Source organism: Stenotrophomonas sp. PFBMAA-4, assembly GCF_030053215.1.
Classification (GTDB): domain Bacteria; phylum Pseudomonadota; class Gammaproteobacteria; order Xanthomonadales; family Xanthomonadaceae; genus Stenotrophomonas.
Map to the genome: position 1 here is coordinate 73577 of NZ_JASGBW010000013.1, position 24922 is coordinate 98498.

Consider the following 24922-nt stretch of genomic DNA (forward strand, 5'->3'; position numbering starts at 1 on the left):
TGATAGACTCCCGATCCTTTGACGGCGCCGTACGTCAGCGCCATTCAGGAAACGACATGTCCAACCCTTCCTCGCCCGACCGCGCGCTGGCCCTGGCCACGCTGGCCATCCATGGCGGCCAGTCGCCCGACCCGAGCACCGGCGCGGTGATGCCGCCGATCTACGCCACCTCGACCTACGCCCAGTCCAGCCCGGGTGAACACCAGGGCTTCGAGTACTCGCGTACGCACAACCCGACCCGCTTCGCCTACGAGCGCTGCGTTGCGTCGCTGGAAGGTGGCACGCGTGGTTTCGCCTTCGCCTCGGGCATGGCCGCCAGCTCCACCGTGATCGAACTGCTGGACGCCGGCAGCCACGTGGTGGCGATGGACGACATCTACGGCGGCAGCTTCCGCCTGTTCGAACGCGTGCGCCGCCGCACCGCCGCGCTGGATTTCAGCTTCGTCGACCTGACCGACCTGGCGGCCTTCGAAGCGGCGATCACGCCGAAGACGAAGATGGTCTGGATCGAGACCCCGACCAACCCGATGCTGAAGATCGTGGACATCGCCGCGGTCGCCGCCATCGCCAAGCGCCATGGCCTGATCGTAGTGGTCGACAACACCTTCGCCTCGCCGATGCTGCAGCGTCCGCTGGAGCTGGGCGCGGACCTGGTGCTGCACTCGGCCACCAAGTACCTCAACGGCCACTCGGACATGGTCGGTGGCATGGTCGTGGCCGGCGACAATGCCGAGCTGGCCGAGCAGATGGCCTTCCTGCAGAACTCGGTGGGTGGCGTGCAGGGTCCGTTCGACAGCTTCCTGGCCCTGCGTGGGCTGAAGACCCTGCCGCTGCGCATGAAGGCGCACTGCGCCAATGCGCTGGCCCTGGCCCAGTGGCTGGAAAAGCATCCGGCCGTGGACAAGGTGATCTACCCGGGCCTGCCCTCGCACCCGCAGCATGAACTGGCCGGCAAGCAGATGTCCGGCTACGGCGGCATCGTCTCGATCGTGCTGAAGGGCGGTTTCGACGCGGCCAAGCGCTTCTGCGAGAAGACCGAACTGTTCACTCTGGCCGAGTCGCTGGGTGGCGTGGAAAGCCTGGTCAACCACCCGGCGGTGATGACCCATGCCTCGATCCCGGTGGCACGCCGCGAGCAGCTGGGCATCAGCGATGCACTGGTGCGTTTGAGCGTGGGCGTGGAGGAGCTGGGGGATCTGCAGGTGGACCTGGAAAAGGCGCTTCCGGCACATGAGTAACGAGGCCGACCGTTTGACACGCCGTCAAGGCGCCAGGCCCGGCCTGCACCTGCTCAACCTGTCGGCTTGGATCAGGGAGCAGCGTGTACTCCAACTCGTCTACCGCCAGCTTCCTCCGCGATGGCGTAACTGGGCGTCGTCCTTGCTCGCGTCGCGTGCGAGTGCAAGCGCCCGGTTCCCGCGCACTCCACGCTGGGATCTGGGTCTGGAGCGCGTCGCTCACGACACCGTCAGGATGCCGGCACAGGCGGATGGTCCGGGTCTCAACCTGTTGGGATACATGCGTGGCCAATTCGGCCTGGCTGAAAGCGCTCGTCTGTATGCACGCGCATTGATCGATTACGGCGCGGATGTCGCGCTGTACGACATTGACCTGGCGCTTCCGCATGGCTGGGAAGATGGCAGCCTGGACGCGTGGATAGGCACGGATGCACCTCACGAAGTGAGCATCATCTTCGTCAATCCTGACTATCTGAAACCGGCCCTGGAGCAGATCGGTGAGGCAAGACTGCGTGGCCGTTATCTGATCGCCTGCTGGTTCTGGGAGCTGGAGAAGATCCCCGACGAGTGGCTTGATGCCTTGGCCTTGGTGGATGAAATCATGGTGGCCAGCAAATTCGTTGAGGATGCTTTCCGACGCGTCACCGAAAAACCCGTGCTGCGCGTCCCCCTTCCATTAAGTACTCTACCTGACAGCGGCCTGCAGCGTCAGGATTTCGGCTTGGACGACGGGAAGTTCACTTTCCTCGCTACCTTCGATTTCAACTCTTGGATTGAAAGGAAAAATCCATTCGCGGTGCTGTCGGCCTTCCGTGCCGCGTTCCCTGCAGATCGGGACGACGTCCGCCTGCTGGTGAAATCGAGTAATGGTTTCCGCCATCCGGAAAAGTTCCGGAAGTTGCTGAGTGCCGGTGAGGGAGATGACCGCATCGTTATCCGCGACGACGTCATTGATCGCGCCCATCTGAACGCCCTGCAGCGTTGCTGTGATGCCTATGTGTCTCTCCACCGTGCAGAGGGTTTTGGCCTCGGACTTGCGGAGTGCATGGCGCTTGGCAAGCCTGTCATTGCCACGGGCTGGTCTGGAAATCTTGAGTTCATGGATTCCGAAAGCGCACTGCTGGTGGAATTCCGCAGGATACCCGTGAGGGAGGGGGACTATCCCCACCCCGACGGGGCTGAGTGGGCAGAGGCAGACGTTGGCGCCGCCGCCACTGCCATGCGGAAACTCGCCGACGATCCTGTCGCGGCCTCGCAGCTGGGAGCGCGAGCGCGGACGGCAGTGCTCGCGCGCCTGTCGCCTGAAAATGCCGCGCGCATCATCCTGAACAGAGTCCGGGAAATCAAGGCAGGCATGAACAACGTAGGTGAGAACCATGGGTGACATGATGCGCTCGATATGGGCATACCGTTTTTTCATCCTTTCCTCGATCCGCAGTGACCTGAAGATCCGGTTCCTGCGCAGCAAGCTTGGCACCATGTGGATGATCATTCATCCGCTGGCCCAGGTCCTCATTTTTGCGCTTATTCTTTCGGAAGTGCTCTCCGCCAAGCTTCCGGGAATCGACAACAAGTACGCCTACGCGCTTTACCTCATGTCGGGCACCTTGGGCTGGACATTGTTCGCCGAGACGATCACGAAATCAGTCAGCCTGTTCATCGACAACGCGAACCTGATGAAGAAGATGGCATTCCCGCGCATCTGCCTGCCCATCATCCTCGCCGGCACGATGCTGGTGCAGAACACCTTGCTGTTACTCGCCATTTTTCTGGTCTTTGCGGCGCTGGGGCACTTTCCCGATGCGCATGCGCTCTGGTTGCCGGTACTGATCCTGATCACTTTGGTCCTGTCGCTTTCGCTGGGTACCCTGCTTGGTGTGTTCAATGTGTTCGTGCGCGATATCGGTCAGGTCGTCCCCGTCGTGCTGCAGGCACTTTTCTGGTTCACTCCCATCGTCTACAGCTTGGAGATCCTGCCGGCCAGCACACAGGCCTGGTTCCGTCTGAATCCGCTGCACCCATTGATAGCGAGCTATCAGAACGTTCTCGTTTACGGTCGCGACCCCTACTGGAGTGACCTGGGGTGGCTGGCGCTGGCTTCGGTCATCATGGGCGTGGCGGCGCTGGTGGTCTTCCGCAAGGCAAATGCAGAAATGGTGGACATGCTATGAGCGGCGAAATCTTCGTCTCCGGTGTCGGCAAGGCATATCGTCATTGGGGCAGCGAGTGGAAGCGCTTTGCAAAATGGTTTGGGGCGAACCCCAAGCCGGACTCTGAAGCCTGGGTGCTTCGCGGCATCGATTTCGAGGTTGCCCGCGGTGAAGCGGTAGGTATCATCGGGCAGAACGGCGCAGGCAAGAGCACGTTGCTGAAGCTGGTGACCGGCACTGCGCGTCCGACTGAGGGGGAAATCCGCTTGACTGGACGGGTGGCCGCCATCCTTGAGCTCGGCATGGGCTTCAACCCGGAGCTGAGTGGGCGCGAGAACGTCCGCCATGCTGCGGGGCTGCTCGGTTTTTCGGGGGAGGACATCGAGCGGATCGTTCCGGAAGTGGAGAAGTTCGCGGAGATCGGCTCCTACTTCGATGAGCCAGTACGTGCTTATTCAAGCGGTATGCAGGTTCGTGTCGCCTTCAGTGTTGCAACCGCGACCCGCCCGGACATTCTGATCGTGGATGAAGCGCTGTCGGTGGGCGATGCTTACTTCGTCCATAAGTGTTTCCAGCGGATTCGTGACTTCCGTGCCGCTGGGACCACGCTGTTGTTCGTCTCGCATGACCCAACGGCCGTGCAGGCGCTTTGCGACCGCGCCATCCTGCTCGTCGCCGGCAAGAAACTGCTCGATGGAGAGCCCCGTGAGGTGTTTGATTACTACAATGCCCTGATCGCCGAAAAAGAAAACAGCAAGCTGCTGACCGTGCGGGAAGAGGGTGGGCCGGTGCAGACGGTGTCAGGGACGGGCGAGGCCAGTTTCGGGTCGATCACTCTGCGCAATTCCGCTGGCGAGGCCGTTGAGTACGTGGGTGTGGGAGAGGCAGTGTCACTGGATGTCGCGGTTGAAATACATGAGCCGATCGACAGGTTGGTGTTTGGTTACATGATCAAGGATCGGCTCGGGCAGCCGATTTATGGCACCAACACGCATTACACGGAGCAGGTCCTTGGGGACCTGTCGCCGGGTCAACGTATCCGCTTCAGCGTATCGTTCCATCTCAACCTGGGGCCGGGCAGCTATTCCGTTTCGGTAGCCTTGTCGAGTACGGAAACCCACCTTGTGAAGAATTTCCAGTGGCGTGATCTGGCCACGGTTTTTCAAGTTGCCAACATCACCCACCAGCATTTCGTCGGTTCAGCCTGGCTGCCATCACGCATTGAATGGCAGGAAGAGGCTACCGATGGTGCAACTGAAGTGAGGACCATGGAATGACGACTCCGCACGAGATGAAGGCAGGGGCTTTGATGCAACAGGTGCGTCATGAGCTCGCAATGCGATCGGCCCAGCGCAGTGGCGATGCGCAGCAAAGCCGGGAGCAGGCGCCGCATTGGTCGCCGGACAACGCGCAGATCGCCGATAAGCATCAATACACGCTGCAGGAACTGCTGCAATACGAGGATATGGACTTCGTCGATAATGCTTACCGTGCAATGCTCGGTCGACCGGTCGACCAAGATGCATTGGCCATGTATACGCAGCGGCTACGTGATGGCAGCATAACCAAGCTTGAGGTGCTGGGCGCCCTGCGCTGGTCTCGCGAGGGCGAGCAGCGCGGTACCCGCATCCATCGGCTGCGCCTTCTGTGGACACTGCAGCGCTGGAAGCGTAAGCGTCTTGTGGGTCCTGTCATCGAATGGGCCCATGCTGCCATCCGCCTGCCGCGCGCGGCCCGCACCGAGTCGCTGAATCACGCCCACAGCGTTCGCGAGATCCAGCGGATTGGTGAGCTTCTGAATGAAGTTTCGAGCCTCGCCAGTAGCCGCTGCACCCAACTCGAGCGTCAGTTGGCGGAGGTCACGACCCAATTGCAGTTGGCCGAGTCCCGTTCCGGTGTGCGCGATGAGGCGCACGACGCGCGCCTTGCTTCGCTTGAGCTGATCGTCCAATCTGAGTTCGGCCCGGAAGTGCTCTTGGCGACGGCGGCCGGAGTGGACCCTGCTGAACCCGCTACCGTCCGCAGGCCCAGCATGTTGGTGAGGATGAGCCTGCTGGAGCAGCGACTCGAGGATGACGCGGCAGAGCTGCGGCAGTTGAGGGGGCAACTGGACATGGCAAGGACATTCGCTGGCGAGCACGAGCAGCGGCTTGAGGCGCTGCGGGTAACTGTCGAGGAAAGTGCTGCGGCGAGGCGTGATCATCACACCCGCTTTGATTTTGACATCAGTGCGATCAATGCGCGGCAGAGCCGCGATGAAGATCGCTTGGACGCGCTGGAGCTGGGTGGGAGGCTGCAAGCTGAGCTTGCGCCTTCCTCTACCAGCACGACCGGTGCCCTGCCCGGTCCGGAGGCGCAGGGTACTGTGAAGCCAGCATCGGACATGGATGTGATGTACGCCGCGCTGGAGGATTCATTTCGTGGTTCGCGCGAGCTGGTCAAGGAGCGTGTCCGCCCCTATCTGCAGGAGGTCGAACTCGTCTGTGGTGCCGATCCGTCGAGCGCGCTGGTACTTGATATCGGCTGCGGTCGCGGGGAGTGGCTCGAGCTGGTTCGCGACGCCGGCTACCCGGGGCGCGGGATAGACATGAATGGAATGTTCGTCCAGACCTGTCGCTCGATGGGATTGGATGTCATTCACGGCGATGCATTTGAAGTCCTGCGGAAAATGCCGCCGGGCTCTGTCTCGGTAATTACCTCGATGCACCTCGTCGAGCATCTCCCATTTGAAACGATGATTGCTCTGATCGATGAATGCCATCGCGCTCTTCGCCCTGGCGGGATGCTGATTCTGGAAACCCCCAATCCAGAGAACCTGAGCGTTGGTGCTTTCTCCTTTTACATGGACCCGACCCATCGCAACCCGATCCCTCCTGACCTGTTGTTGTGGCTCACGCGCTCCCGTGGCTTCGCCGACGTGCGAATCGATCGACTTACCCAGGCGCGCGACGTCGTGTTTCCGGAGCTGCTTGACGAGAGTCAGCCGGGCTCCCAGTCGATCAACCGGATCATCGAACAGTTCAGGGCGCCACTGGACTACGCAGTGATCTCGCGGAAAACCTCGTAAACGGACTGTGTCTGCTCTGCGGTAGTTGGATCGACGAATGCTGGATGTGTTTTCATTCCATACAGGATGTTGTTGCTCAGGCTTGTGTCATTCGCTTGGGGGAGCCCCTGTGGAAACGGTAGGCGTCAAGTGCAGGACGAAATGGCCAGGCGAATGAAAGCGGTCGCGCACCAGCAGTGGCAACCGGTGTCCGGCGCCAATCAACTAGGATGTACATAATGCGGATAGCATTGGATTTGCAGGCATGCCAGACGGCATCCCGCCATCGCGGCATCGGTCGTTACACGCTTGATCTTACCGGCGCACTGTTGTCCGGCGGCCAAGGTGTCGATTACTCCATCGGCCTCGACGGCACGTATCCGCGCGAAGCGAATGAAGTGATGGCTGCCCTGGATGGGCGTCTGTCGCGAGACAAGTGGTCGCGCTACTACTACGCCGGTCCGACGCAGCCACATGGCCATCCTGCCGACTGTCTCCGGCCTGCTGCGGAGGTGCTCTGCATGAATCACTATGCCGGCCTCGCGCCGGACATCGTGCATGCGAACAGCCTGTTCGAGGGGTTCGTGGAACATGCAGGCGGGGTGGCGGGCCTGGCCCAGGTGCCAGGCGCGATCAGCTCGGTGACGGTCTACGACTTCATTCCGCTGGTCTTTTCCGAGCAGTACCTGGACAACGCCAGTTATCGCTCATGGTATCAAGGCCGCCTTCAGGCCCTGCAGCGGTTCGACGTCATGCTCTGCATTTCAGAGGCTACGCGCCGGGATGCGATGCGTTTGCTGGGTATCCCCGCCGAACGGCTTGCGGTAATCCATGCTGGTGTTGGCAGCGAGTTCACTGCCAAGGCGTTGGGGGCTGTGGAACGTGAGAACCTGCTCAAGCGCTTCGGAATCGGTGGCCGTTTTGTGATCTACACGGGCAACGGCGACTTCCGCAAGAACCTGATCGGCGCCGTCGATGCGTTCGCGAGGATTGCGCCATCCGAGCGCAGCGGCGTGCAGTTGGTTCTTAACCAAGTCGGTGACGAACAGGCATTGCGTGCCTTCGCACAGCATGCGGGTCTGTCAGCGAATGATCTGGTCATCACCGGCAAGGTCAGTGATGCGGATCTGGTTGGCTTGTTCAGATCGTGCGAGGCGTTCTTCTTCCCGTCGTTGTACGAAGGATTTGGCCTACCTGTACTTGAGGCGATGGCGTGTGGTGCGCCGACCATCTGTGCCGACAACTCGAGCCTGGGCGAAGTTATGGCGCGCAAGGACGCAACATTCGATGCGTCCGATGCTGAGGCGGCGGCGCGCCTTCTGGGTCGCGCACTGAACGACCAGCAATACCGTGGTGAGCTGCGTGAGTTCGGCATCAAGAGGGCCGCAGAGTACACATGGGATCGTTCTGCCGCGCTGTGCGAACAGGCGTGGCGTGAGGCAATGGAGCGGAAGTCAAAGGCGCTGCGCGGGCCGCGCATGGGGCAGGGAGTCCGCCAGCGTATTGCCATGGTTACGCCGTTGCCTCCGCAGAAGAGTGGTATCGCGGACTACGTTGCCGAGCTGCTGACCCCGCTGTCCCGTTATGTCGACATTGATCTCTACACCGATGCGGATATTGCCGAAACCGGTGATCTTCGTTTCAGATACAGGATCCATCACTGGCGCGATCTTGAGCGCAGTGCGGGACGCTACGCACATATTGTCTACCAGTTCGGAAATTCGCCCTTCCATATGCACATGGTGGAGCTGCTGCGGAAGCATCCTGGGCTGGTTGTCCTCCATGATGTCTATCTCAGCTCCATGTTCTGGTACATGGAGAGCCATGGCGGGTATCCCGATGCGTTCAGGAAGGCGCTGCTGACGTCCCATGGCAGATCCGCCCTGGAGGTCCTGAGGGCGCAGGGGCCGCTCGAGGCAAGAATGCAGTTCCCTGCATCGCTCGGGGTCATCGAGGGCGCCGCTGGCATTCTCGTTCATTCCGCACACTCGGCCGAGGTCGTTGATTCGTTCTACCCAGGCGCCTCCCGGGCGATGATCACCCGCGCGCCGATGCCGTTGCGCCTCCCGGAAGACGTCGGCCAGGAAGGAAAGTCGCTTGCACGAACGGAGCTTGGAATCACGCCTGCCGAACAGGTGATTGTCAGCTTCGGTTTCATGGCCGACACCAAGCTGAATCATCTTTTGCTCGATGCGGTCGCCTGCCTGCCCACGGAGCGCCGGGCCGATGTGCGCCTTGTCTTTGTCGGTGGGGGCGATGGTGGCGAGTACGGAGAGCGGATCCAGCGGAGGATCCAGCAGCTGGGCAATGACGTGCGCGTAGAGATCACCGGGTTCGTCGCCGAGGACACCTATCGGCGCTATCTGGTCGCGGCCGATGTTGCCGTCCAGCTCAGGGCGGAAAGCCGCGGGGAGACCTCCAAGGCTGTATACGATTGCATGGCGTATGGTGTCCCCACCATCGTCAACGATTACGCTGGATTCCGTGAGCTCTCCCCGTTGGCGGTGCGAAAAGTGTCTGCCCAGCCAAGCATCAGCGAGCTTGCTGATGCCTTGTCCTTGCTGCTGTCAAGTGAAGCAGTCTGCAGGGCGTTGGGAACCGGCGCCCGTGGGGAGATCCGCCGTCACCATGATCCTGATCTCACCGCCAGAACGTACGTGGATGCGCTCTGGTCGTCGGGGCAGACAGTGAAGGTGCGAAACGGCAGTCTGTTGGCCAATCGCCTGGCGGACGTGTTCGAAGAGGCCTCTCCAACAGACCGTGAGTATCACGCGCTTGAAACGTCGGTGGCCAGCACGTTGCAGGCGCGAGGCACGCCGCGTCTGTTCCTGGACCTTAGTGAAGTCGTCCACTCCGACTATGGCACTGGTGTACACCGCGTGGTGCGCAATCTGGCCCGCGAATGCCTGCTCGGCGAACAAGCCACCCGGTTCGTAGTGCACCCTGTAGCGCATGTGGCTGATGGCACGATGGTGTCGGCTGAATCATTCACCCGTGACGTGCTCGGCGTGCCCGACGCAGGCCGCAGCCCAATATCAGATATGCGGGCAGGCGACGTCCTGTTCCTGCTTGACTCGGCATGGGACAAGACTGAGCGCTTTGAACACTCGATCGCAAATACGCATCGTGCAGGGGGGCGCGTGGGAGCAATGGTCTATGACCTCATTCCCCTGCGCCATCCGCAGCACTGCGTGGATTTCATGCCGGCGGTGTTCGAGCAGTGGTTGCGCTACGTCGTTCTCAACTGCGACGTGCTTGTCTGCATCTCCCGTGCCGTGGCAGATGACCTGCAGGCGTGGATTCGGGAAGTCGCGCCCGAGCAGCGCATTGGCCAGCGCATCGGGCACGTCCACCTGGGCAGCGATCTGGTCGAGCAGGGGGCTAAAGGTGAGCCTTCGCGGGTAGTCCGCAACGCGTTTGCGAAACCTGCCGTCCTGATGGTCGGCACGGTGGAGCCGCGAAAAGGTCACGGCCTTGCCCTTGACGCCTTCGAGCTGGCCTGGAAGCGCGGATCCAGCATGGTGCTGGTGATCATCGGCAAGAAAGGCTGGAACGTGGAGGCCTTGGCGTCCAGGTTGCGTGACCATCCCGAGGCGGGCAAGCGCCTGCTTTGGCTTGAGAAAGTGGGCGATGCCGACCTCGAGCATGCTTACGCCTCTGCCGTGGCGCTGCTACAGGCATCGTCCGCTGAAGGCTTTGGCTTGCCGATTGTCGAGGCAGCCCGGCACGGCGTGCCCCTGCTGCTCAGTGATATTCCGGTGTTCCGCGAGGTGGCCAGAGAGCATGCAGCGTATTTCACGCTGGAGGGTCCTGAGTCACTGGCAAGGCTGCTCGTTTCATCGCTTCCGCCGGCGGCCCCGGTCGACCTTGGCCTGACGTGGTCCGAATCGGCGTCCAAATTCATGCAGCTGCTGCTTAACGGGGGATGGGACTACTGACGCGGGCCTTCGGCAGGCGGTTCCTGCTCGAAAGCCCGCCTCGGCAGATAGCGGCAATCCGGCCCCGGATCCGGGCGCGGCAGATGCGGTATGATCATTTGTGTGTCTGGCCCGAAGAGAGACGGGTCGATGTGGGTCGCCGCGAGGACAGTGCGGGACGCGCAACTTTCTTAACTAACCGAGTAGAGTGGCAATGAGCATCAGGAAGGCAATCATCACGGGCGTTACCGGTCAGGACGGTGCTTACCTGACCCAGTTGCTGCTTGAGAAGGGCTATAAAGTCTATGGAACCTATCGGCGTACGAGTTCGGTAAACTTCTGGCGGCTGGACGAGGTGGGTGTCACCAACCACCCCGATCTTGAACTGGTCGAGTATGACCTCACGGATCTTGGCGCATCCTTGTCAATGGTGCAGAGGATCCAGCCGGACGAGATCTACAACCTTGCCGCACAGAGTTTCGTTGGTGTCAGCTTTGATCAGCCGAGCACCACGGCCCAGATTACCGGGGTTGGCGCGCTCAACCTGCTTGAGGCGATCCGCCTCGTCAATCCGAAGATCCGTTTCTATCAGGCCTCGACGTCGGAAATGTTCGGCAAGGTGCAGGCCGTTCCGCAGATCGAAGAGACTCCCTTCTATCCCCGGAGTCCTTACGGTGTAGCAAAGCTCTACGCCCACTGGATCACCGTCAACTATCGTGAAAGCTACGATATTTTCGCTTCCAGCGGCATCCTCTTCAATCATGAGAGCCCGCTGCGCGGCCGTGAATTCGTCACACGCAAGATTACCGACTCGGTAGCCAAGATCAAACTGGGACAGCTGGACGTGCTGGAGCTTGGAAATCTGGACGCGAAGCGCGACTGGGGTTTTGCCAAGGAATACGTCGAGGGCATGTGGCGCATGCTGCAGGCCGATGAGCCTGACACGTTCGTCCTCGCAACCAATCGGACCGAAACCGTGCGTGATTTCGTCCGCATGGCTTTCAAGGGGGCAGGCATCGACGTGGAGTTCAAGGGACAGGACATCGACGAAGTTGCAGTGGATGCATCGACGGGCAAGACCGTGATGCGGATCAACCCGAAATTCCACCGCCCCGCTGAAGTCGATCTCCTGATCGGCAATCCGGAGAAGGCCGAGCGCATTCTCGGCTGGAAGCCGCAGACGACGCTTGAACAGCTTTGCCAGATGATGGTTGAGGCGGATCTCAAGAGGAACGAGCGTGGATTCTCGTTCTGACCTGGAAGGCAAGCGTGTTCTGGTCACTGGAGCGTCCGGCTTTACCGGACGCTACATGGTTGCGGAACTGCGCGCCCAGGGCTGTCAGGTCATTGGCCAGGGGTCACGACGTGGCCCAGATGACCTGGGGGAGTTCGTAGAGGCCGATCTCAGGGACGAGGCTGCATTGACCGCAGCTGTCAGCGCCGCTCGTGCTGACATGGTGGTGCACCTTGCTGCGGTCGCCTTTGTTGCGCACGGCAATGCAGAGGATTTCTACAACGTCAATCTGCTGGGTACGCGAAACCTGCTGTCTGCGCTGGAACGTTGTGAACATCCGATAGAGAAGATCCTGCTGGCAAGCAGCGCAAACATCTACGGCAACCGTTCTTCAGGAACGTTGGACGAGAGCACACCCCCCTCACCTGCGAACGACTATGCCGTCAGCAAGTTGGCCATGGAGCATGTCGCGGGGCTCTGGCGGGAAAGGTTGCCTATTGTCATCACGCGGCCGTTCAACTACACCGGTGTCGGCCAGGGGGAGCAGTTCCTGGTGCCGAAGATCGTTTCCCACTTCGCTCGCCGGGCTCCGGTGATGGAACTTGGCAACATCGAGGTATCGCGCGATTTCGGCGACGTGCGGGCGGTGGCGCGGGCCTATCGGCAACTCCTGCAGTCGTCTGATGCAGTCGGTCAGGTCGTGAATATCTGTACCGGGGCTGGCCATACGCTGGCACACATTGTCGAGCTTTGCAGTGCGCTGAGCGGGCACTCGCTGGAGGTGCGGATCAACCCGGCATTTGTCCGTGCAAACGATGTGAAGGTCCTGGTCGGGGACAACCAGCGGCTGCTGCGCCTGATTGGCGGCTGGGACACGCCCCCTCTGGAGCAGACGTTGGAATGGATGCTGGCGGCAGCAGCCGCTGAGTAAAGCGCGGAACGCTGTTAATACCATACCTGGTTTAAAATAAATCCAATTTACTGGGCAGCACGACTGCGGCTAATGCAGTGCTCGGGCGCCACTCCCTATTCCAAGGACTGCATCAGACATGGCTCAGGATCAAAAACGCGTACTGGTAACCGGCGGCGCCGGTTTTCTGGGATCTCACCTCTGTGATCGCTTGATTGACGCAGGGCATGATGTGCTCTGTGTGGATAATTTCTACACCGGCAGCAAGGCCAACGTCGACGGCTTGCTGAAGCATCCGCGATTTGAGCTTATGCGGCATGATGTGACCTTCCCGCTGTATGTCGAGGTGGACCGCATTTTCAACCTTGCATGTCCGGCATCTCCTGTGCATTACCAGCACGATCCGGTTCAGACGACCAAGACGAGCGTGCACGGTGCGATCAATATGCTGGGTCTCGCCAAGCGGGTAGGCGCACGCATTCTTCAAGCCAGCACCAGCGAGGTCTACGGTGACCCGGAGATTCATCCGCAGGTGGAAGGTTACTGGGGACGAGTGAATCCGATTGGCATCCGCAGCTGCTACGACGAGGGCAAGCGCTGTGCCGAGACGTTGTTCTTCGACTACTGGCGCCAGCATCAGCTGGAAATCAAGGTCATGCGTATCTTCAATACATACGGCCCGCGGATGCACCCGAATGATGGCAGGGTGGTGAGCAATTTCATCGTGCAGGCGCTGAAGGGCGAGCCGATTACGATCTACGGTGATGGTACGCAGACCCGCAGCTTCTGCTATGTCGATGACCTTGTCGAAGGTATGTTGCGGTTGATGGATAGTCCGGCTGATTTCACCGGCCCGGTGAACATCGGCAATCCCGGCGAGTTCACCATGCTTGAACTTGCGGAAACGGTGTTGCGGCTGGTCGGCGGAACCTCCAGCATCGAGTATCGCCCGCTGCCCTCCGATGACCCGAAGCAGCGCCAGCCGGATATCCGCTTGGCTAAGGCGACCTTCGACTGGGAGCCCAAGGTCGGCCTCGAGGATGGCCTCAAGGAAACCATCGCCTACTTCCGCCATCGTTTGCAGGGGTGAGTGTGAAGATGATGCGGACCGTCGTGGTGATGCCCGTGTACGAAGATGTGGAAGCATCTTCGATACTGTTCCGGAACCTGGCAGCCAGCCAAGGGTTGGATACCTACGTCGTGGCCGTTGATGATGGTTCCGTCCGACGCCCACTGGATGTGTCAGCCATTCAGGCGGCTGGTTTGGAAGGCGTAGTCATACGCCTGCGTCGGAACGTCGGGCACCAGCGCGCGATTGCGATTGGTCTCAGCTACGTCGCCGAGACATTCGGCGACGACGTGATCGTGGTCGCCATGGATTCTGATGGCGAAGATACACCGGAAAGTATTTCCCAGCTTGTTGAGGGGCTTGCGTCCGATGAGGTTGACGTCGTCGTGGCCACGCGCAGAAGTCGTGTGGAGTCGCTCAAGTTCAAGGCGTTCTATGTCGTCTACAAGTGGCTGTTCTCGCTGCTCAGTGGTCGGCAGATCAGCTTCGGCAATTTCATGGCAGCGAAAATGCCGGCAGTCCGTCGTCTGGCTTCCATGCAGGAGACGTGGACTCATGTAGCTGCATCAGTGCTGAGTTCCAAGCTGCGCATCCAGACATGCGCGCTTGACCGCGGCTCGCGTTATGCCGGTCGCAGCAAGATGAACTTCGTGGGGCTTGCCCTGCACGGCTTCCGTGCCTTGATGGTATTTGCTGAAGACGTGCTGGTAAGGGTGGGGATTGCGTGCACCCTCGTGGCAGGGCTTTCCGTCGTCGGCGGGATAACTGCATTGCTGCTCAAGGCATCGGGGTTTGCAACCCCGGGCTGGTTCTCGCTCGCATTCGGAATCCTGCTGCTTGTGTTCCTGCAGACTGCGGCGCTTACTCTGATCATCCTGCTGCTGTCAGGCATGCTGCGCAGCGGCGGGGTGCTGGGTACGGGTAGCTACCATGAATTTGTGGAAGAAGTGCGTCATGCCCGCCGCTGCTGACGGCGTGCTTGGCGGGCAGGTAGTGCGCTATCTGATCAATGGCGTCGTTGCAACAGCCGTCCACTATGGTGTGCTGCAGTTCAACATTGAAGTCCTCCACGTTCAGTTGGCGAGTGTGGCCAACGCCATTGCAGCGGTATTCGGCATCACGGTCTCATTCATCGGCAGCCGTTACTTCGTGTTCCGGGGCCAGCAGTCGAGCGTCGTAAGGCAAGGTGCGCACTTCGTCCTGGTCTACGTGCTCATCGCACTTCTGCACGCCGCTGTCATGTATGTCTGGGCCGATTATCTGGGCATGGACTACAGGATCGGCTTTCTGCTGGCCACCGGCATGCAGATGGTGCTGAGCTTCCTCGCCAATAAATTCCTGGTATTCAAATGAACAAGTACCTGCGCGCATTTCTTGCGACCGCGATTTTCATCGTTGCATTGCTGCTGATCTATTACATACACATGCGTTACCTGAGGGTCGACGTGGTGCTGTATGCCAGCATCCTGGATGCCCTGGTTGCGCTTGTAGTGGTCTTTGCCGGTCTGCACCTGCTGAAGTGGTTCCGTGATTTCAGCCGACTCGAACTGATCCAGTTGGGGGCAATCTGGCTTCTTGGCGGCTATCTGTTCGCGATATCCGTTCCCACCGTGATCGATCGATCGCTTTCGTTCTACATTCTGGAGAAGCTTGACCAGCGCGGCGGCGGTATTCGCGAAGATGCATTTCGGCAGGTGTTCACCGAAGAGTATGTGCGGGAGCATCACTTGGTCGAGGTCCGCCTGACCGAACAGCTGCAGTCCGGGACGATCGAGATTCAGTCGGGTTGCGTGAAGCTCACTCCGCGCGGTAAGCGTCTGGCTGGCTTCAGCCGTTTCTATCGTCAGAACCTCCTGCCTACGCACCGTCTGCTCATGGGTCAATACACCGACGCCCTGACCGATCCCTTCAGAAACAGCCGAATGTCGTCAGACTATCGGTGCCAGTAAGCAGCCGGACCGAATAGCATGTCAATCTCCGATCCTCCCGCAAGCGCACGGCCGCACGCTACTGTTGCCTCGCGCTGGTTGCCGCCCCTGTTGCTGTTCGCCGTGGGGTTGATCCTGGTTCCGTGGGCGCATACATGCCAGTTGTCCTGCGTACCGGGTGACATGGCAGATGCTCGATTCAACGGCGTGGTACTGGAGCACTTCTATCGTTGGTTGATCGGGGTGGATGCGAACCTGCTCAGTCCTTCGTTCTTCTATCCAGTCCCAGGAGCACTCACGTTCTCCGACAACCACTGGGGAACGGCCTGGATCTACTCTGCGTACAGGGCGCTGGGTTGGGATAGGTACCAGGCATTCGACCTCTGGTACCTGACAGGGTTCGTCGCGAACTATGTGGTGTGCAACATTGTCTTCCGTCGGATGCACTTTTCGCCCTTGGCTAGTGCGGTCGGGGCGTTCGCCTTCACCTTTGCCATGCCGGTCCTTGCCCGGCACGGCCACGCTCAGTTGACTTACCGCTTCCTGATGCCGGTTGCGCTGTTGTTGTGGCAGCGCTTTTCTGCCGACGGACGCTGGCGCTGGATCGCCGGGCTGGCCGTTGCGGTGGTCGCCCAGTTCTACATCTCGATCTATCTGGGATACTTTACCCTACTGCTGCTTGTGGCGTGGTGCCTCGCCCAATGGGCGATCGAAGGCGTGGGTCCGCGTCGGTGGATGGCTCAATGGCTGCAATGGAAGCAGCCACCCGTTCGCTGTGAGCTGGTCCTGGTGGTGATTACCCTCATGGCTGCGGCTGCAGCGATGATCGTGCTGATGTATCCCTACCTTCATTATTCGAAGTTGTATGGATTCGGCCGTGGGGTTGACGAAGTTCTGTCATTGCTTCCAAGGCCGCAGAGCTACCTCTTGGCGGACTTTTCCGCGCTCTGGCATGTTCCAAGCAGCTGGATCGGGCACGACGTTCCGATGCGCCACGAGCAGCAGATATTCTTCGGTGTGGGCATACTGGGATTGGCAGCGCTGGGCCTGCTGCGATCCAAGTCAGGTGTGCGCTGGGTTGCCGCTTCGTCCGTCCTGATACTGGTGCTTCTCACGCTGGCGGTCGGCGGCCATTCGTTGTATCTGCTGCTGGCTGAGCTGCCGGGAATCGGCTCGATCCGGGCCATGGCCCGGATCGGGCTTGTGCTGGTGCTGCCGCTATCACTGCTGGTGGCACTGGGGATCGAGTCCGTCCGTACCAGCGCACTGCCGTGGAAGATCGTCGCTGCGTTGTTCGCGCTGGTGATGGTGGTGGAAGCCGCAACGCTGCGCACCGACAAGTTCGGCAGGGAGCAGGCCATCGAACGCATCGAGGCACTCCGCCACCAACTTCCCCGTACGCTGCCGGAGCATGCCATCCTGTTCAATCCAGCTGGACCGGAGGTCAACCCCTCCGTTTCCGAGCTGGATGGTGTCATCCTGGCGCAGGAACTCGGTAGGCCCACCCTGAATGGCTATTCCGGCAACATCGCACCGGGATACCAGGCGCGAGACGGTATCGCGCCCTGCGTCCAAGCCTTGTATCGCATTACCGCTGGCACCAGCAACGGGGCAGTAGCCGCCGCGGAGAAGGCGGCTTTGGGTGTACTGGAGAATATCGTCGTGATCGATCCGCTGTCCTGCACAGTGCATGCCGGTGAGGTACTCGATCTGGCAAATGCTGCAGGCGTGTCCATTCAGGTTGCCTCCATGCGCAAAGATGCTTCGGGCGGTTATCTGGTATCAGTACGGGTAACCAACAATACCGCGATGGCTTTGAATACCCAGGCTGGGCTTCCCCAGCCGCTGCGGCTTTCCTGGCAACTTTTCCACAACGGCGCTGCCCTGGATCCGGGGGCATGGTCTTCGCGTGTTGAACTTGCCGGCTCTGGGATCCTCGCGCCACGGGAGGTGCGTGACGTATCGTTCCTGATACCAGAGGCCGCTGCGGGGCAGCAGATCGGGATCAGTGCGGTGCTTGAGGGCCGAGCGTGGTTGCATGATCACGGTCTCGTTCCCACCACGGTTCCTGTTGGTGACAATGAACGCTCCATGCCAGTTCACTGATATCGCGCAACCCGCCCTAGCGCTGTGCTGCCGAGGCGATGAGTCGGCGACGGCCCGAGAACAGCCTTCTGCGAGTGCGGCCTGCCCATTTACGAGCTACTACATGATGATTTCAATCGAGGCACGATGAAAATTGCAATCGCGGGTACCGGTTATGTTGGCCTTTCCAACGGTGTGTTGCTCGCCAAGCACCACGAGGTGGTCGCCCTCGACCTGATCGCAGAAAAGGTCGAGAAGCTCAACCGGGGAGAGTCACCCATTGCGGACGCGGATATCGAGAAGGCGCTTGCCGGTAGGCAACTCAACTTCCGGGCCACGCTCGATCCGCGTGAAGCGTACGAAGGGGCTGCGTTCGTGATCATCGCGACGCCGACCGACTATGACCCGGTCACCAACTACTTCAATACGCGTTCGATCGAGTCCGTCATCGCGCAGGTCCTGGAGATCAATCCGGCGGCGACGATGATCATCAAATCGACGATTCCGGTAGGCTTCACCGCAAAGGCGCGCGAGCAGTTCGGGACCCGCAACATCATCTTCTCGCCGGAGTTCCTCCGTGAGGGTCGTGCGCTGCACGATAATCTCCATCCTTCCCGCATCATTGTGGGCGACCACAGCGAGGCGGCGAGGAGCTTTGCATCGCTGCTGCAGGAGGGGGCGGAAAAGAAGGACGTGGCGGTACTGTTTACTGACTCCACCGAGGCCGAGGCGATCAAACTGTTCGCCAACACCTATCTGGCCATGCGCGTTTCCTACTTCAATGAGCTGGATACCTACGCACAAACCCACGGGCTGGACAGCCGGCAGATCATCGAAGGGATTTCGCTCGACCCCCGGATCGGCGATGGCTACAACAACCCTTCATTCGGTTATGGCGGTTACTGCCTGCCGAAGGATACCAAGCAGTTGCTGGCGAATTACCAAGCCGTACCGCAGAACCTGATCCGGGCAATCGTTGAATCCAATACGACCCGTAAGGACTTCATCGCCGCTGATATCCTTGCGCGCAATCCGAAGGTCGTTGGCGTCTATCGACTGATTATGAAAGCCGGATCGGACAACTTCAGGTCCTCGAGCATCCAGGGGATCATGAAGCGGATCAAGGCAAAGGGCATCGAGGTGATCGTGCACGAGCCCGCCCTTGATGCCGACGAATTCTTCAATTCGCGAGTTGTGAATGACCTGGTGGAATTCAAGGCGCAGTCAGACGTGATCATCAGCAACCGAATGGCAGAGGCGCTCGTCGATGTCGCCGAAAAGGTTTACACGCGCGATCTTTTCGGTGACAACTGACCCGATGCCTTTGATTGTCTGACGGGTGAAAGAGAAAGGCCGGGTATTGCTACCCGGCCCCTTCAGCATGACGGAGCAGGTCGAATCACGCGCGGCCGTAGCTGTCTTCGAAGCGAACGATGTCGTCCTCGCCCAGATAGCTGCCCGACTGCACTTCGATCAGTTCCAGCGGAAGCTTGCCCGGGTTCTTCAGGCGATGGGTCACGCCCAGCGGGATGTAGGTGCTCTGGTTTTCCGACAGCAGGATCACCTCATCGCCGCGGGTCACTTCGGCCGTGCCGCTGACCACGATCCAGTGCTCGGCACGGTGGTGGTGCATCTGCAGGCTCAGGGTCGCGCCTGGCTTCACCGTGATGCGCTTGACCTGGAAGCGGGCGCCGTTGTCGATGGAGTCGTAGGCGCCCCAGGGGCGGTAGACCTTGCGGTGGGCGGCAGCTTCGCTGCGGCCATCACGCTTGATCTGGCCAACGATTTCCTTGACGTCCTGCACGCGGTCCTTGTGGCCCACGAACACAGCGTCATCGGTTTCCACAACCACCACGTCCTGCAGGCCGACCATCGCGATCAGGCGGTTGCCGTAGGCGTAGCTGTCCTTGCAGTCCAGGGCGATCACGTCACCGTGGCAGGCATTGCCATCGGCATCCTTGTCGGACACTTCCCACAGCGCAGACCAGGAACCCACGTCGTTCCATTCCGCATCCAGCGGGACAACGGCGGCGTCAGCCGTCTTCTCCATCACCGCATAGTCGATCGAATCGTTCGGGCTGGCGGCGAATGCTTCGGCATCCAGGCGGATGAAGTCGTTGTCGCGGGCGGCCTTGTCGAGCGCCTGGCGGCATGCCGCCAGGATCGCCGGCTGCAGCGCCTCCAGTTCCTTCAGGTAGCGCGACGCCTTGAACAGGAACATGCCGCTGTTCCAGAAGTACTCGCCCGAAGCCACATACTGCCCGGCGGTAGCCAGGTCGGGCTTCTCGACGAAACGATCGACGGCGCGCACACCTTCGCCGCCAGCGGCCTTGATGTAGCCGTAGCCGGTTTCCGGTGCCGTCGGCACGATGCCGAAGGTGACCAGCTTGCCGCTTTCGGCGGCGATGGCAGCCTGCTTGACCGCCGCGTGGAAGGCCGCTTCGTTGCGGACCACGTGGTCGGACGGCAGGACCAGCAGCAGGGCATCATCGCCGCTGGCCAGCGCCTGCAGTGCGGCGATGGCGATGGCCGGGGCGGTGTTGCGGCCCACCGGTTCAAGAATCAGCGCCTGCGGCTGCACCTTGCACTCGCGCAGCTGCTCGGCTGCCATGAAGCGGTGCTCCTGGTTGGCGACCACGATGGGGGCTGCGCCGGCAATGGAAGCGACGCGCTTCCAGGTCGCCTGCAGCATCGTGTCATCGCCGACCAGCGGCAGGAACTGCTTCGGATAGGCTTCGCGCGACAGCGGCCACAGCCGGGTGCCGGAGCCGCCGGAAAGAATGACGGGAACAATGGGGGTCATACGAAAGTGTCCTGGTCAGTGATTGGCTGGCGTGCCGCCAATCAGGGCGGTCAGCTCGCGGATGCGGTCCTGCAGCAGCGTTTCGTCGCCGCGGGTTTCGATGTTCAGGCGCAGCAGCGGTTCGGTGTTGGAGCTGCGCAGGCTGAAACGCCACTCGGCGAAGTCTGCGCTGATGCCGTCGGTACGGTCCAGCTGCGGCTGCTGCGCTTCGAAGTGCGCCAGCACGCGCGCGACGGTGGCCTTGGCGTCATCCACGCGGAAATTGATCTCGCCGCTGCACGGGTAGGCCTTCATGCGGTCCGCCACCAGTTCGCCCAGCGACTTGCCGGTGCTGGAGACCAGCTGCGCGATCAGCAGCCACGGAATCATGCCGGAATCGCAGTAGGCGAATTCGCGGAAGTAGTGGTGCGCGCTCATCTCGCCGCCGTAGATCGCATCTTCGGCGCGCATGCGCTCCTTGATGAAGGCATGGCCGGTCTTGCTCATGATCGGCACACCGCCGGCCTGCTCGACCATTTCCACGGTGTTCCAGGTCAGGCGCGGGTCATGGATGATCTTGCCGCCCGGCTGGCGGGCCAGCAGTGCGGTGGCCAGCAGGCCAACGAGGTAATAGCCCTCGATGAAGTTGCCTTCGGCATCGAAGAAGAAGCAGCGGTCGAAGTCACCGTCCCAGGCGATGCCGAAGTCGGCGCCATTGGCGCGCACGGCGTCGCGCGTCGCCGCACGGTTTTCCGGCAGCAGCGGGTTGGGAATGCCGTTGGGGAAACGGCCGTCGGCTTCGTGCTGGATGCGGATGAATTCGAACGGCAGGTGCGGCGCCAGTTCGTCGATCACCAGGCCTGCGCCGCCGTTGCCGGGGTTGGTGACGATCTTCAGCGGCTTCAGGCTGGCCACATCGATGTAGCCCAGCAGGTGCTGGATGTAGGCGGCCTTGTCGGCGTCACGGGTGATCGTGCCGTGGCCGTTGCCCAGCGGTGCGTCGGACGCGGCGAAATCGCGGATGTCGAACAGGCCGGTATCGCCGCTGATCGGCTTGGATTCCTCGCGGACCAGCTTCATCCCGTTGTAGTCCATCGGGTTGTGGCTGGCGGTGACCATGATGCCGCCGGCCGCCTTGCGATGGAACGTCTGGAAATAGACCTCTTCGGTGCCGCACATGCCGATGTCGATGACATCGCGTCCGCTGGCGGTGAGGCCTTCAATGGCGGCTTGCAGCAGGGCAGGGCTGCTCAGGCGGATGTCGTGTCCAACCACCACCGGTCCCGGGCCCAGCAACGCCGCTGTGCCGGCGCCGATACGGCGGGCAAGGCGTTCATCCAGTTCATCCGGAACGCGGCCGCGGATGTCATAGGCCTTGAAACACGGGAGCGTCATCGATGCAGTCCTTACACGGGTTGACCCCGGATTATAGCGAGACGGTGTGCAAAGACGGTTGATCCGGGCCAGCGTCCATGCAAGCCATAAATTGCTTGGGAATGTCGCGTAATCCACTGATTACGCGACATTTTCCAGCGTGGTTCAGTGCAGGGCCGCCTCCAGCTCCGGCAGAATCGTGAACAGATCCCCGACCAGGCCGATGTCGGCGATCTCGAAGATCGGCGAATCCGCGTCCTTGTTGATGGCCACGATCGTGCCGGCATCCTTGATGCCGGTCAGGTGCTGGATGGCACCGCTGATGCCGACGGCCACGTACAGTTCCGGCGCGATGATCTTGCCGGTCTGGCCGACCTGCAGGTCGCTGGGCACGTAGCCGGCGTCGACCGCGGCGCGCGAGGCACCGACGGCGGCACCGAGCTTGTCGGCCAGCTGGAAGATGACCTTGAAGTTCTCTTCCGAACCGACGCCACGGCCACCGGAGACCACGCGCTTGGCGCTCTGCAGGTCCGGGCGGTCGCTGGCACCGGCGGCCAGGCCGACGAAGCGGGTGTGCGCCGGCAGGGCAGCATCGACGCTGGCCGCTTCCACGGCGGCGCTGCCACCCTGGGCGGCTTCCGGCCACGATGCGGCGCGCACGGTGGCGACCACGATCTGGTCGGCCGGCGCTTCGACGGTGATGATGGCGTTGCCGGCGTAGATCGGGCGCTTGAAGGTGTGGCTGCCTTCCACGGCCATCAGGTCGGACACCTGGTTGACGCCCAGCAGGGCGGCAACGCACGGCATCAGGTCCTTGCCGAAGGTGGTGGACGGGCCGAACACGTGGCTGTAGCCCTTGGCCAGCTGCGCGATCTGCGGGGCCAGCACCTGGGCGATGGCCTGCGCGTTGGCGGCGTTGGCCACGGTCAGGACCTTGGCGACGCCGGCGATCTTCGCCGCTTCAGTGGCGACAGCGGCCGGGTCGGCGGCCAGCACCAGCACGTCGATGCTGGCACCGCTGATGGCGGCGGCGGCGCTGACGGTCTTGGCGGTGGCGGCGTTGAGCTTGCCGTCGTGGTGTTCGGCGATGACGAGAATCTTGCTCATTACAGCAGCCCCTTCTGCTTGAGTGCGGCAACCAGTTCGGCCGCGTCCTTGACCATCACGCCCTTGCTGCGCTTGGACGGCGCGGCGTACTGGGTGGTCTTGAAGGTATCGGCGGCTTCAACGCCGAGGTCGGCCAGCTGCAGGGTCTCCAGCGGCTTGGCCTTGGCCTTCATGATGTCCGGCAGCTTGATGAAGCGCGGTTCGTTCAGGCGCAGGTCGGTGGTGACCACGGCCGGCAGGTCCACTTCCAGCGTTTCCAGGCCGGCATCGACCTCGCGGGTGACCGTGGCCTTGCCGTCGGCAATGTCCAGCTTGCTGGCGAAGGTCGCCTGCGGGCGGCCCCACAGCGTGGCCAGCATCTGGCCGGTCTGGTTGGCATCGTCGTCGATGGCCTGCTTGCCGAGGATCACCAGGTCCGGCTGTTCCTTCTCGACCAGCTTTAGCAGGGTACGGGCCGCGGTCAGCGGCTGGATGGCCTGATCGGTAACGACGTGAATGGCACGGTTTGCGCCCATGGCCAAGCCATTGCGCAGGTGCGCCTGGGCATCCGCCGGGGCGATGGTGGCGACCACCACTTCGGTCGCGATGCCCTTGTCGCGCAGGCGCAGGGCTTCTTCCAGGGCGATTTCATCGAAGGGGTTGGGGGACAGCTTGACGCCGTCGGTGACCACGCCGGAGCCGTCCGGCTTGACCTGAATGCGGACGTTGTAGTCCACCACGCGCTTGTACGCGACGAGGATTTTCATCTGGTACTCGATCCTTGTAGTGCCGGCCGCTGGCCGGCTCACAGTAACGGGAAACGTCCGGTCCTCGCACAGCAACCGGTTCGGGGGTGGGACCCCGATTCTAGCTGGCTTGGGGTGACCATGCGAATGCGTATGGTTTTGCTGCGATGCAGCAGGAAATGCCGCTGCCAAGCTGTCATTCACCGCTTGCTGGCAGTCGTGAAGGCACCTCCGATGTATCCTTTCCTGCTACCGGAGCGCCCCCAGGCCGAGGTGAACAGTTAACAGGAGAACACGTAGTGCCCACATGGCTTGTCACCGGCGGCGCCGGATTCATTGGCGGTAACTTCGTTCTCGAGGCGGTCGCCCGCGGCATCAAGGTCGTCAATCTCGACGCGCTGACCTACGCCGGCAACCTGAAGACTCTGTCCAGCCTGGACGGCAATCCGGACCACGTGTTCGTGCAGGGTGACATCGGCGACAGCGCGCTGGTTGCCCGCCTGCTGGCCGAGCACCAGCCCGACGCGGTGCTGAATTTCGCCGCCGAAAGCCATGTGGACCGGTCCATCGACGGGCCGGGTGCCTTCATCCAGACCAACGTGGTCGGCACCCTGGGCCTGCTGGAAGCGGCGCGTGACTACTGGAAGGCGCTGCCGGCCGAACAGAGTGCGGCCTTCCGCTTCCTGCACGTGTCCACCGACGAGGTGTACGGCACGCTGGGCGAGACCGGCAAGTTCAGCGAGACCACCCCGTACGCGCCCAACTCGCCGTACTCCGCCTCCAAGGCCGCCTCGGACCACCTGGTGCGTGCGTTCCACCACACCTACGGGCTGCCGGTGCTGACCACCAACTGTTCCAACAACTATGGCCCCTACCACTTCCCCGAGAAGCTGATCCCGCTGGTGATCGCCAAGGCGCTGGCCGGCGAGCCGCTGCCGGTGTACGGCGATGGCAGGCAGGTGCGCGACTGGCTGTTCGTGACCGACCACTGCGAAGCGATCCGTACCGTGCTGGCCAAGGGCCAGGTCGGTGAGACCTACAACGTCGGCGGTAACTCGGAAAAGCAGAACATCGAGGTGGTGCAGGCGATCTGCGCGCTGCTCGATGCGCGCCGCCCGCGTGAGGATGGCCAGCCGCGAAGCAGCCAGATCACCTGCGTGGCCGATCGTCCCGGCCATGACCGCCGCTATGCGATCGATGCCTCGAAGCTGAAGAACGACCTGGGCTGGGAACCGGCCTACACCTTCGAGCAGGGCATTGCCTTCACCGTTGACTGGTACCTGGACAACCAGGAGTGGGTGAACGGCGTGCTTGACGGCAGCTACCGCCTGCAGCGCATCGGCACGGCCGCCTGAAC

General features: G+C 61.5%; 19 protein-coding genes. 15 read left to right on the forward strand and 4 right to left on the reverse strand.

Translation table 11 applies throughout. The features are described from left to right. The first annotated feature begins 56 nt into the window (after positions 1-56). The 14 genes from QMZ26_RS10325 (at position 57) to QMZ26_RS10390 (ending at position 18891) form a co-directional block, all read left to right on the forward strand. Positions 57-1238, forward strand: a complete 1182-nt coding sequence (locus tag QMZ26_RS10325) for a cystathionine gamma-synthase (RefSeq protein WP_283221396.1) — start codon at positions 57-59, stop codon at positions 1236-1238. Continuing rightward, positions 1231-2622 (forward strand): glycosyltransferase family 4 protein, encoded by a 1392-nt coding sequence (locus QMZ26_RS10330; protein ID WP_283221397.1) that lies wholly within the window; start codon positions 1231-1233, stop codon positions 2620-2622. Before QMZ26_RS10325 ends, QMZ26_RS10330 begins: the two co-directional genes overlap by 8 nt. Beyond that, on the forward strand, positions 2615-3409 hold the full coding sequence (locus tag QMZ26_RS10335) for an ABC transporter permease (RefSeq protein ID WP_283221398.1): 795 nt from the start codon (positions 2615-2617) through the stop codon (positions 3407-3409). Before QMZ26_RS10330 ends, QMZ26_RS10335 begins: the two co-directional genes overlap by 8 nt. Beyond that, positions 3406-4665, forward strand: a complete 1260-nt coding sequence (locus QMZ26_RS10340) for an ABC transporter ATP-binding protein (RefSeq protein WP_200733307.1) — start codon at positions 3406-3408, stop codon at positions 4663-4665. Before QMZ26_RS10335 ends, QMZ26_RS10340 begins: the two co-directional genes overlap by 4 nt. Then, the gene (locus QMZ26_RS10345; RefSeq protein ID WP_283221399.1) at positions 4662-6455 is read left to right on the forward strand and encodes a methyltransferase domain-containing protein; all 1794 of its coding nucleotides are present in this window, start codon (positions 4662-4664) and stop codon (positions 6453-6455) included. Before QMZ26_RS10340 ends, QMZ26_RS10345 begins: the two co-directional genes overlap by 4 nt. Positions 6456-6673: 218 nt before the next feature. Further along, a complete protein-coding gene (locus QMZ26_RS10350; protein ID WP_200733309.1) occupies positions 6674-10372 on the forward strand; it encodes a glycosyltransferase in 3699 nt (1232 codons plus the stop codon). Positions 10373-10565: 193 nt separating this feature from the next. Further along, positions 10566-11606, forward strand: a complete 1041-nt coding sequence (gmd, locus tag QMZ26_RS10355) for a GDP-mannose 4,6-dehydratase (RefSeq protein WP_004141629.1) — start codon at positions 10566-10568, stop codon at positions 11604-11606. Beyond that, positions 11590-12516 carry an NAD-dependent epimerase/dehydratase family protein gene (locus QMZ26_RS10360; RefSeq protein WP_200733310.1) on the forward strand — a complete coding sequence of 309 codons (927 nt, stop codon included), beginning with the start codon at positions 11590-11592 and terminating at the stop codon, positions 12514-12516. Before gmd ends, QMZ26_RS10360 begins: the two co-directional genes overlap by 17 nt. A gap of 118 nt (positions 12517-12634) precedes the next feature. Next, entirely contained in the window at positions 12635-13585 is a 951-nt protein-coding gene (locus QMZ26_RS10365; protein ID WP_200733311.1) for a UDP-glucuronic acid decarboxylase family protein, read from the forward strand. Positions 13586-13596: 11 nt separating this feature from the next. After that, the gene (locus QMZ26_RS10370; RefSeq protein ID WP_200733329.1) at positions 13597-14535 is read left to right on the forward strand and encodes a glycosyltransferase; all 939 of its coding nucleotides are present in this window, start codon (positions 13597-13599) and stop codon (positions 14533-14535) included. Beyond that, positions 14519-14917, forward strand: coding sequence for a GtrA family protein (locus QMZ26_RS10375; protein ID WP_032968494.1), 399 nt, complete (start codon positions 14519-14521; stop codon positions 14915-14917). The genes QMZ26_RS10370 and QMZ26_RS10375 overlap by 17 nt, the downstream gene beginning before the upstream one ends. Next, positions 14914-15513 carry a hypothetical protein gene (locus tag QMZ26_RS10380; RefSeq protein ID WP_283221400.1) on the forward strand — a complete coding sequence of 200 codons (600 nt, stop codon included), beginning with the start codon at positions 14914-14916 and terminating at the stop codon, positions 15511-15513. Before QMZ26_RS10375 ends, QMZ26_RS10380 begins: the two co-directional genes overlap by 4 nt. 18 nt (positions 15514-15531) lie before the next feature. Continuing rightward, positions 15532-17598: a hypothetical protein gene (locus QMZ26_RS10385; protein WP_200733313.1), complete on the forward strand. Its 2067-nt coding sequence runs from the start codon at positions 15532-15534 to the stop codon at positions 17596-17598. Between the two features lie 126 nt (positions 17599-17724). After that, positions 17725-18891, forward strand: a complete 1167-nt coding sequence (locus QMZ26_RS10390; protein WP_283221401.1) for a nucleotide sugar dehydrogenase — start codon at positions 17725-17727, stop codon at positions 18889-18891. An 85-nt stretch (positions 18892-18976) separates the two neighbouring features. On the opposite strand, the gene QMZ26_RS10395 is transcribed toward QMZ26_RS10390, so the two are convergent. The 4 genes from QMZ26_RS10395 to QMZ26_RS10410 all read right to left on the reverse strand — a co-directional run bounded on the left by QMZ26_RS10395 (position 18977) and on the right by QMZ26_RS10410 (position 23586). Then, complete coding sequence (locus QMZ26_RS10395; RefSeq protein ID WP_283221402.1) at positions 18977-20380, reverse strand: mannose-1-phosphate guanylyltransferase/mannose-6-phosphate isomerase; 1404 nt, start codon at positions 20378-20380, stop codon at positions 18977-18979. 15 nt (positions 20381-20395) lie between these two features. Continuing rightward, positions 20396-21754, reverse strand: a complete 1359-nt coding sequence (locus QMZ26_RS10400) for a phosphomannomutase (protein ID WP_200733316.1) — start codon at positions 21752-21754, stop codon at positions 20396-20398. A 144-nt stretch (positions 21755-21898) separates the two neighbouring features. Beyond that, positions 21899-22840, reverse strand: a complete 942-nt coding sequence (locus QMZ26_RS10405; protein WP_200733317.1) for an electron transfer flavoprotein subunit alpha/FixB family protein — start codon at positions 22838-22840, stop codon at positions 21899-21901. Next, positions 22840-23586 (reverse strand): electron transfer flavoprotein subunit beta/FixA family protein, encoded by a 747-nt coding sequence (locus QMZ26_RS10410; RefSeq protein WP_032976362.1) that lies wholly within the window; start codon positions 23584-23586, stop codon positions 22840-22842. Before QMZ26_RS10410 ends, QMZ26_RS10405 begins: the two co-directional genes overlap by 1 nt. 278 nt (positions 23587-23864) lie before the next feature. On the opposite strand from QMZ26_RS10410, the gene rfbB reads away from it, so the two are divergent. Continuing rightward, positions 23865-24920, forward strand: coding sequence for a dTDP-glucose 4,6-dehydratase (gene rfbB / locus QMZ26_RS10415; RefSeq protein ID WP_200733318.1), 1056 nt, complete (start codon positions 23865-23867; stop codon positions 24918-24920). The last annotated feature ends 2 nt before the right edge of the window (positions 24921-24922 follow it).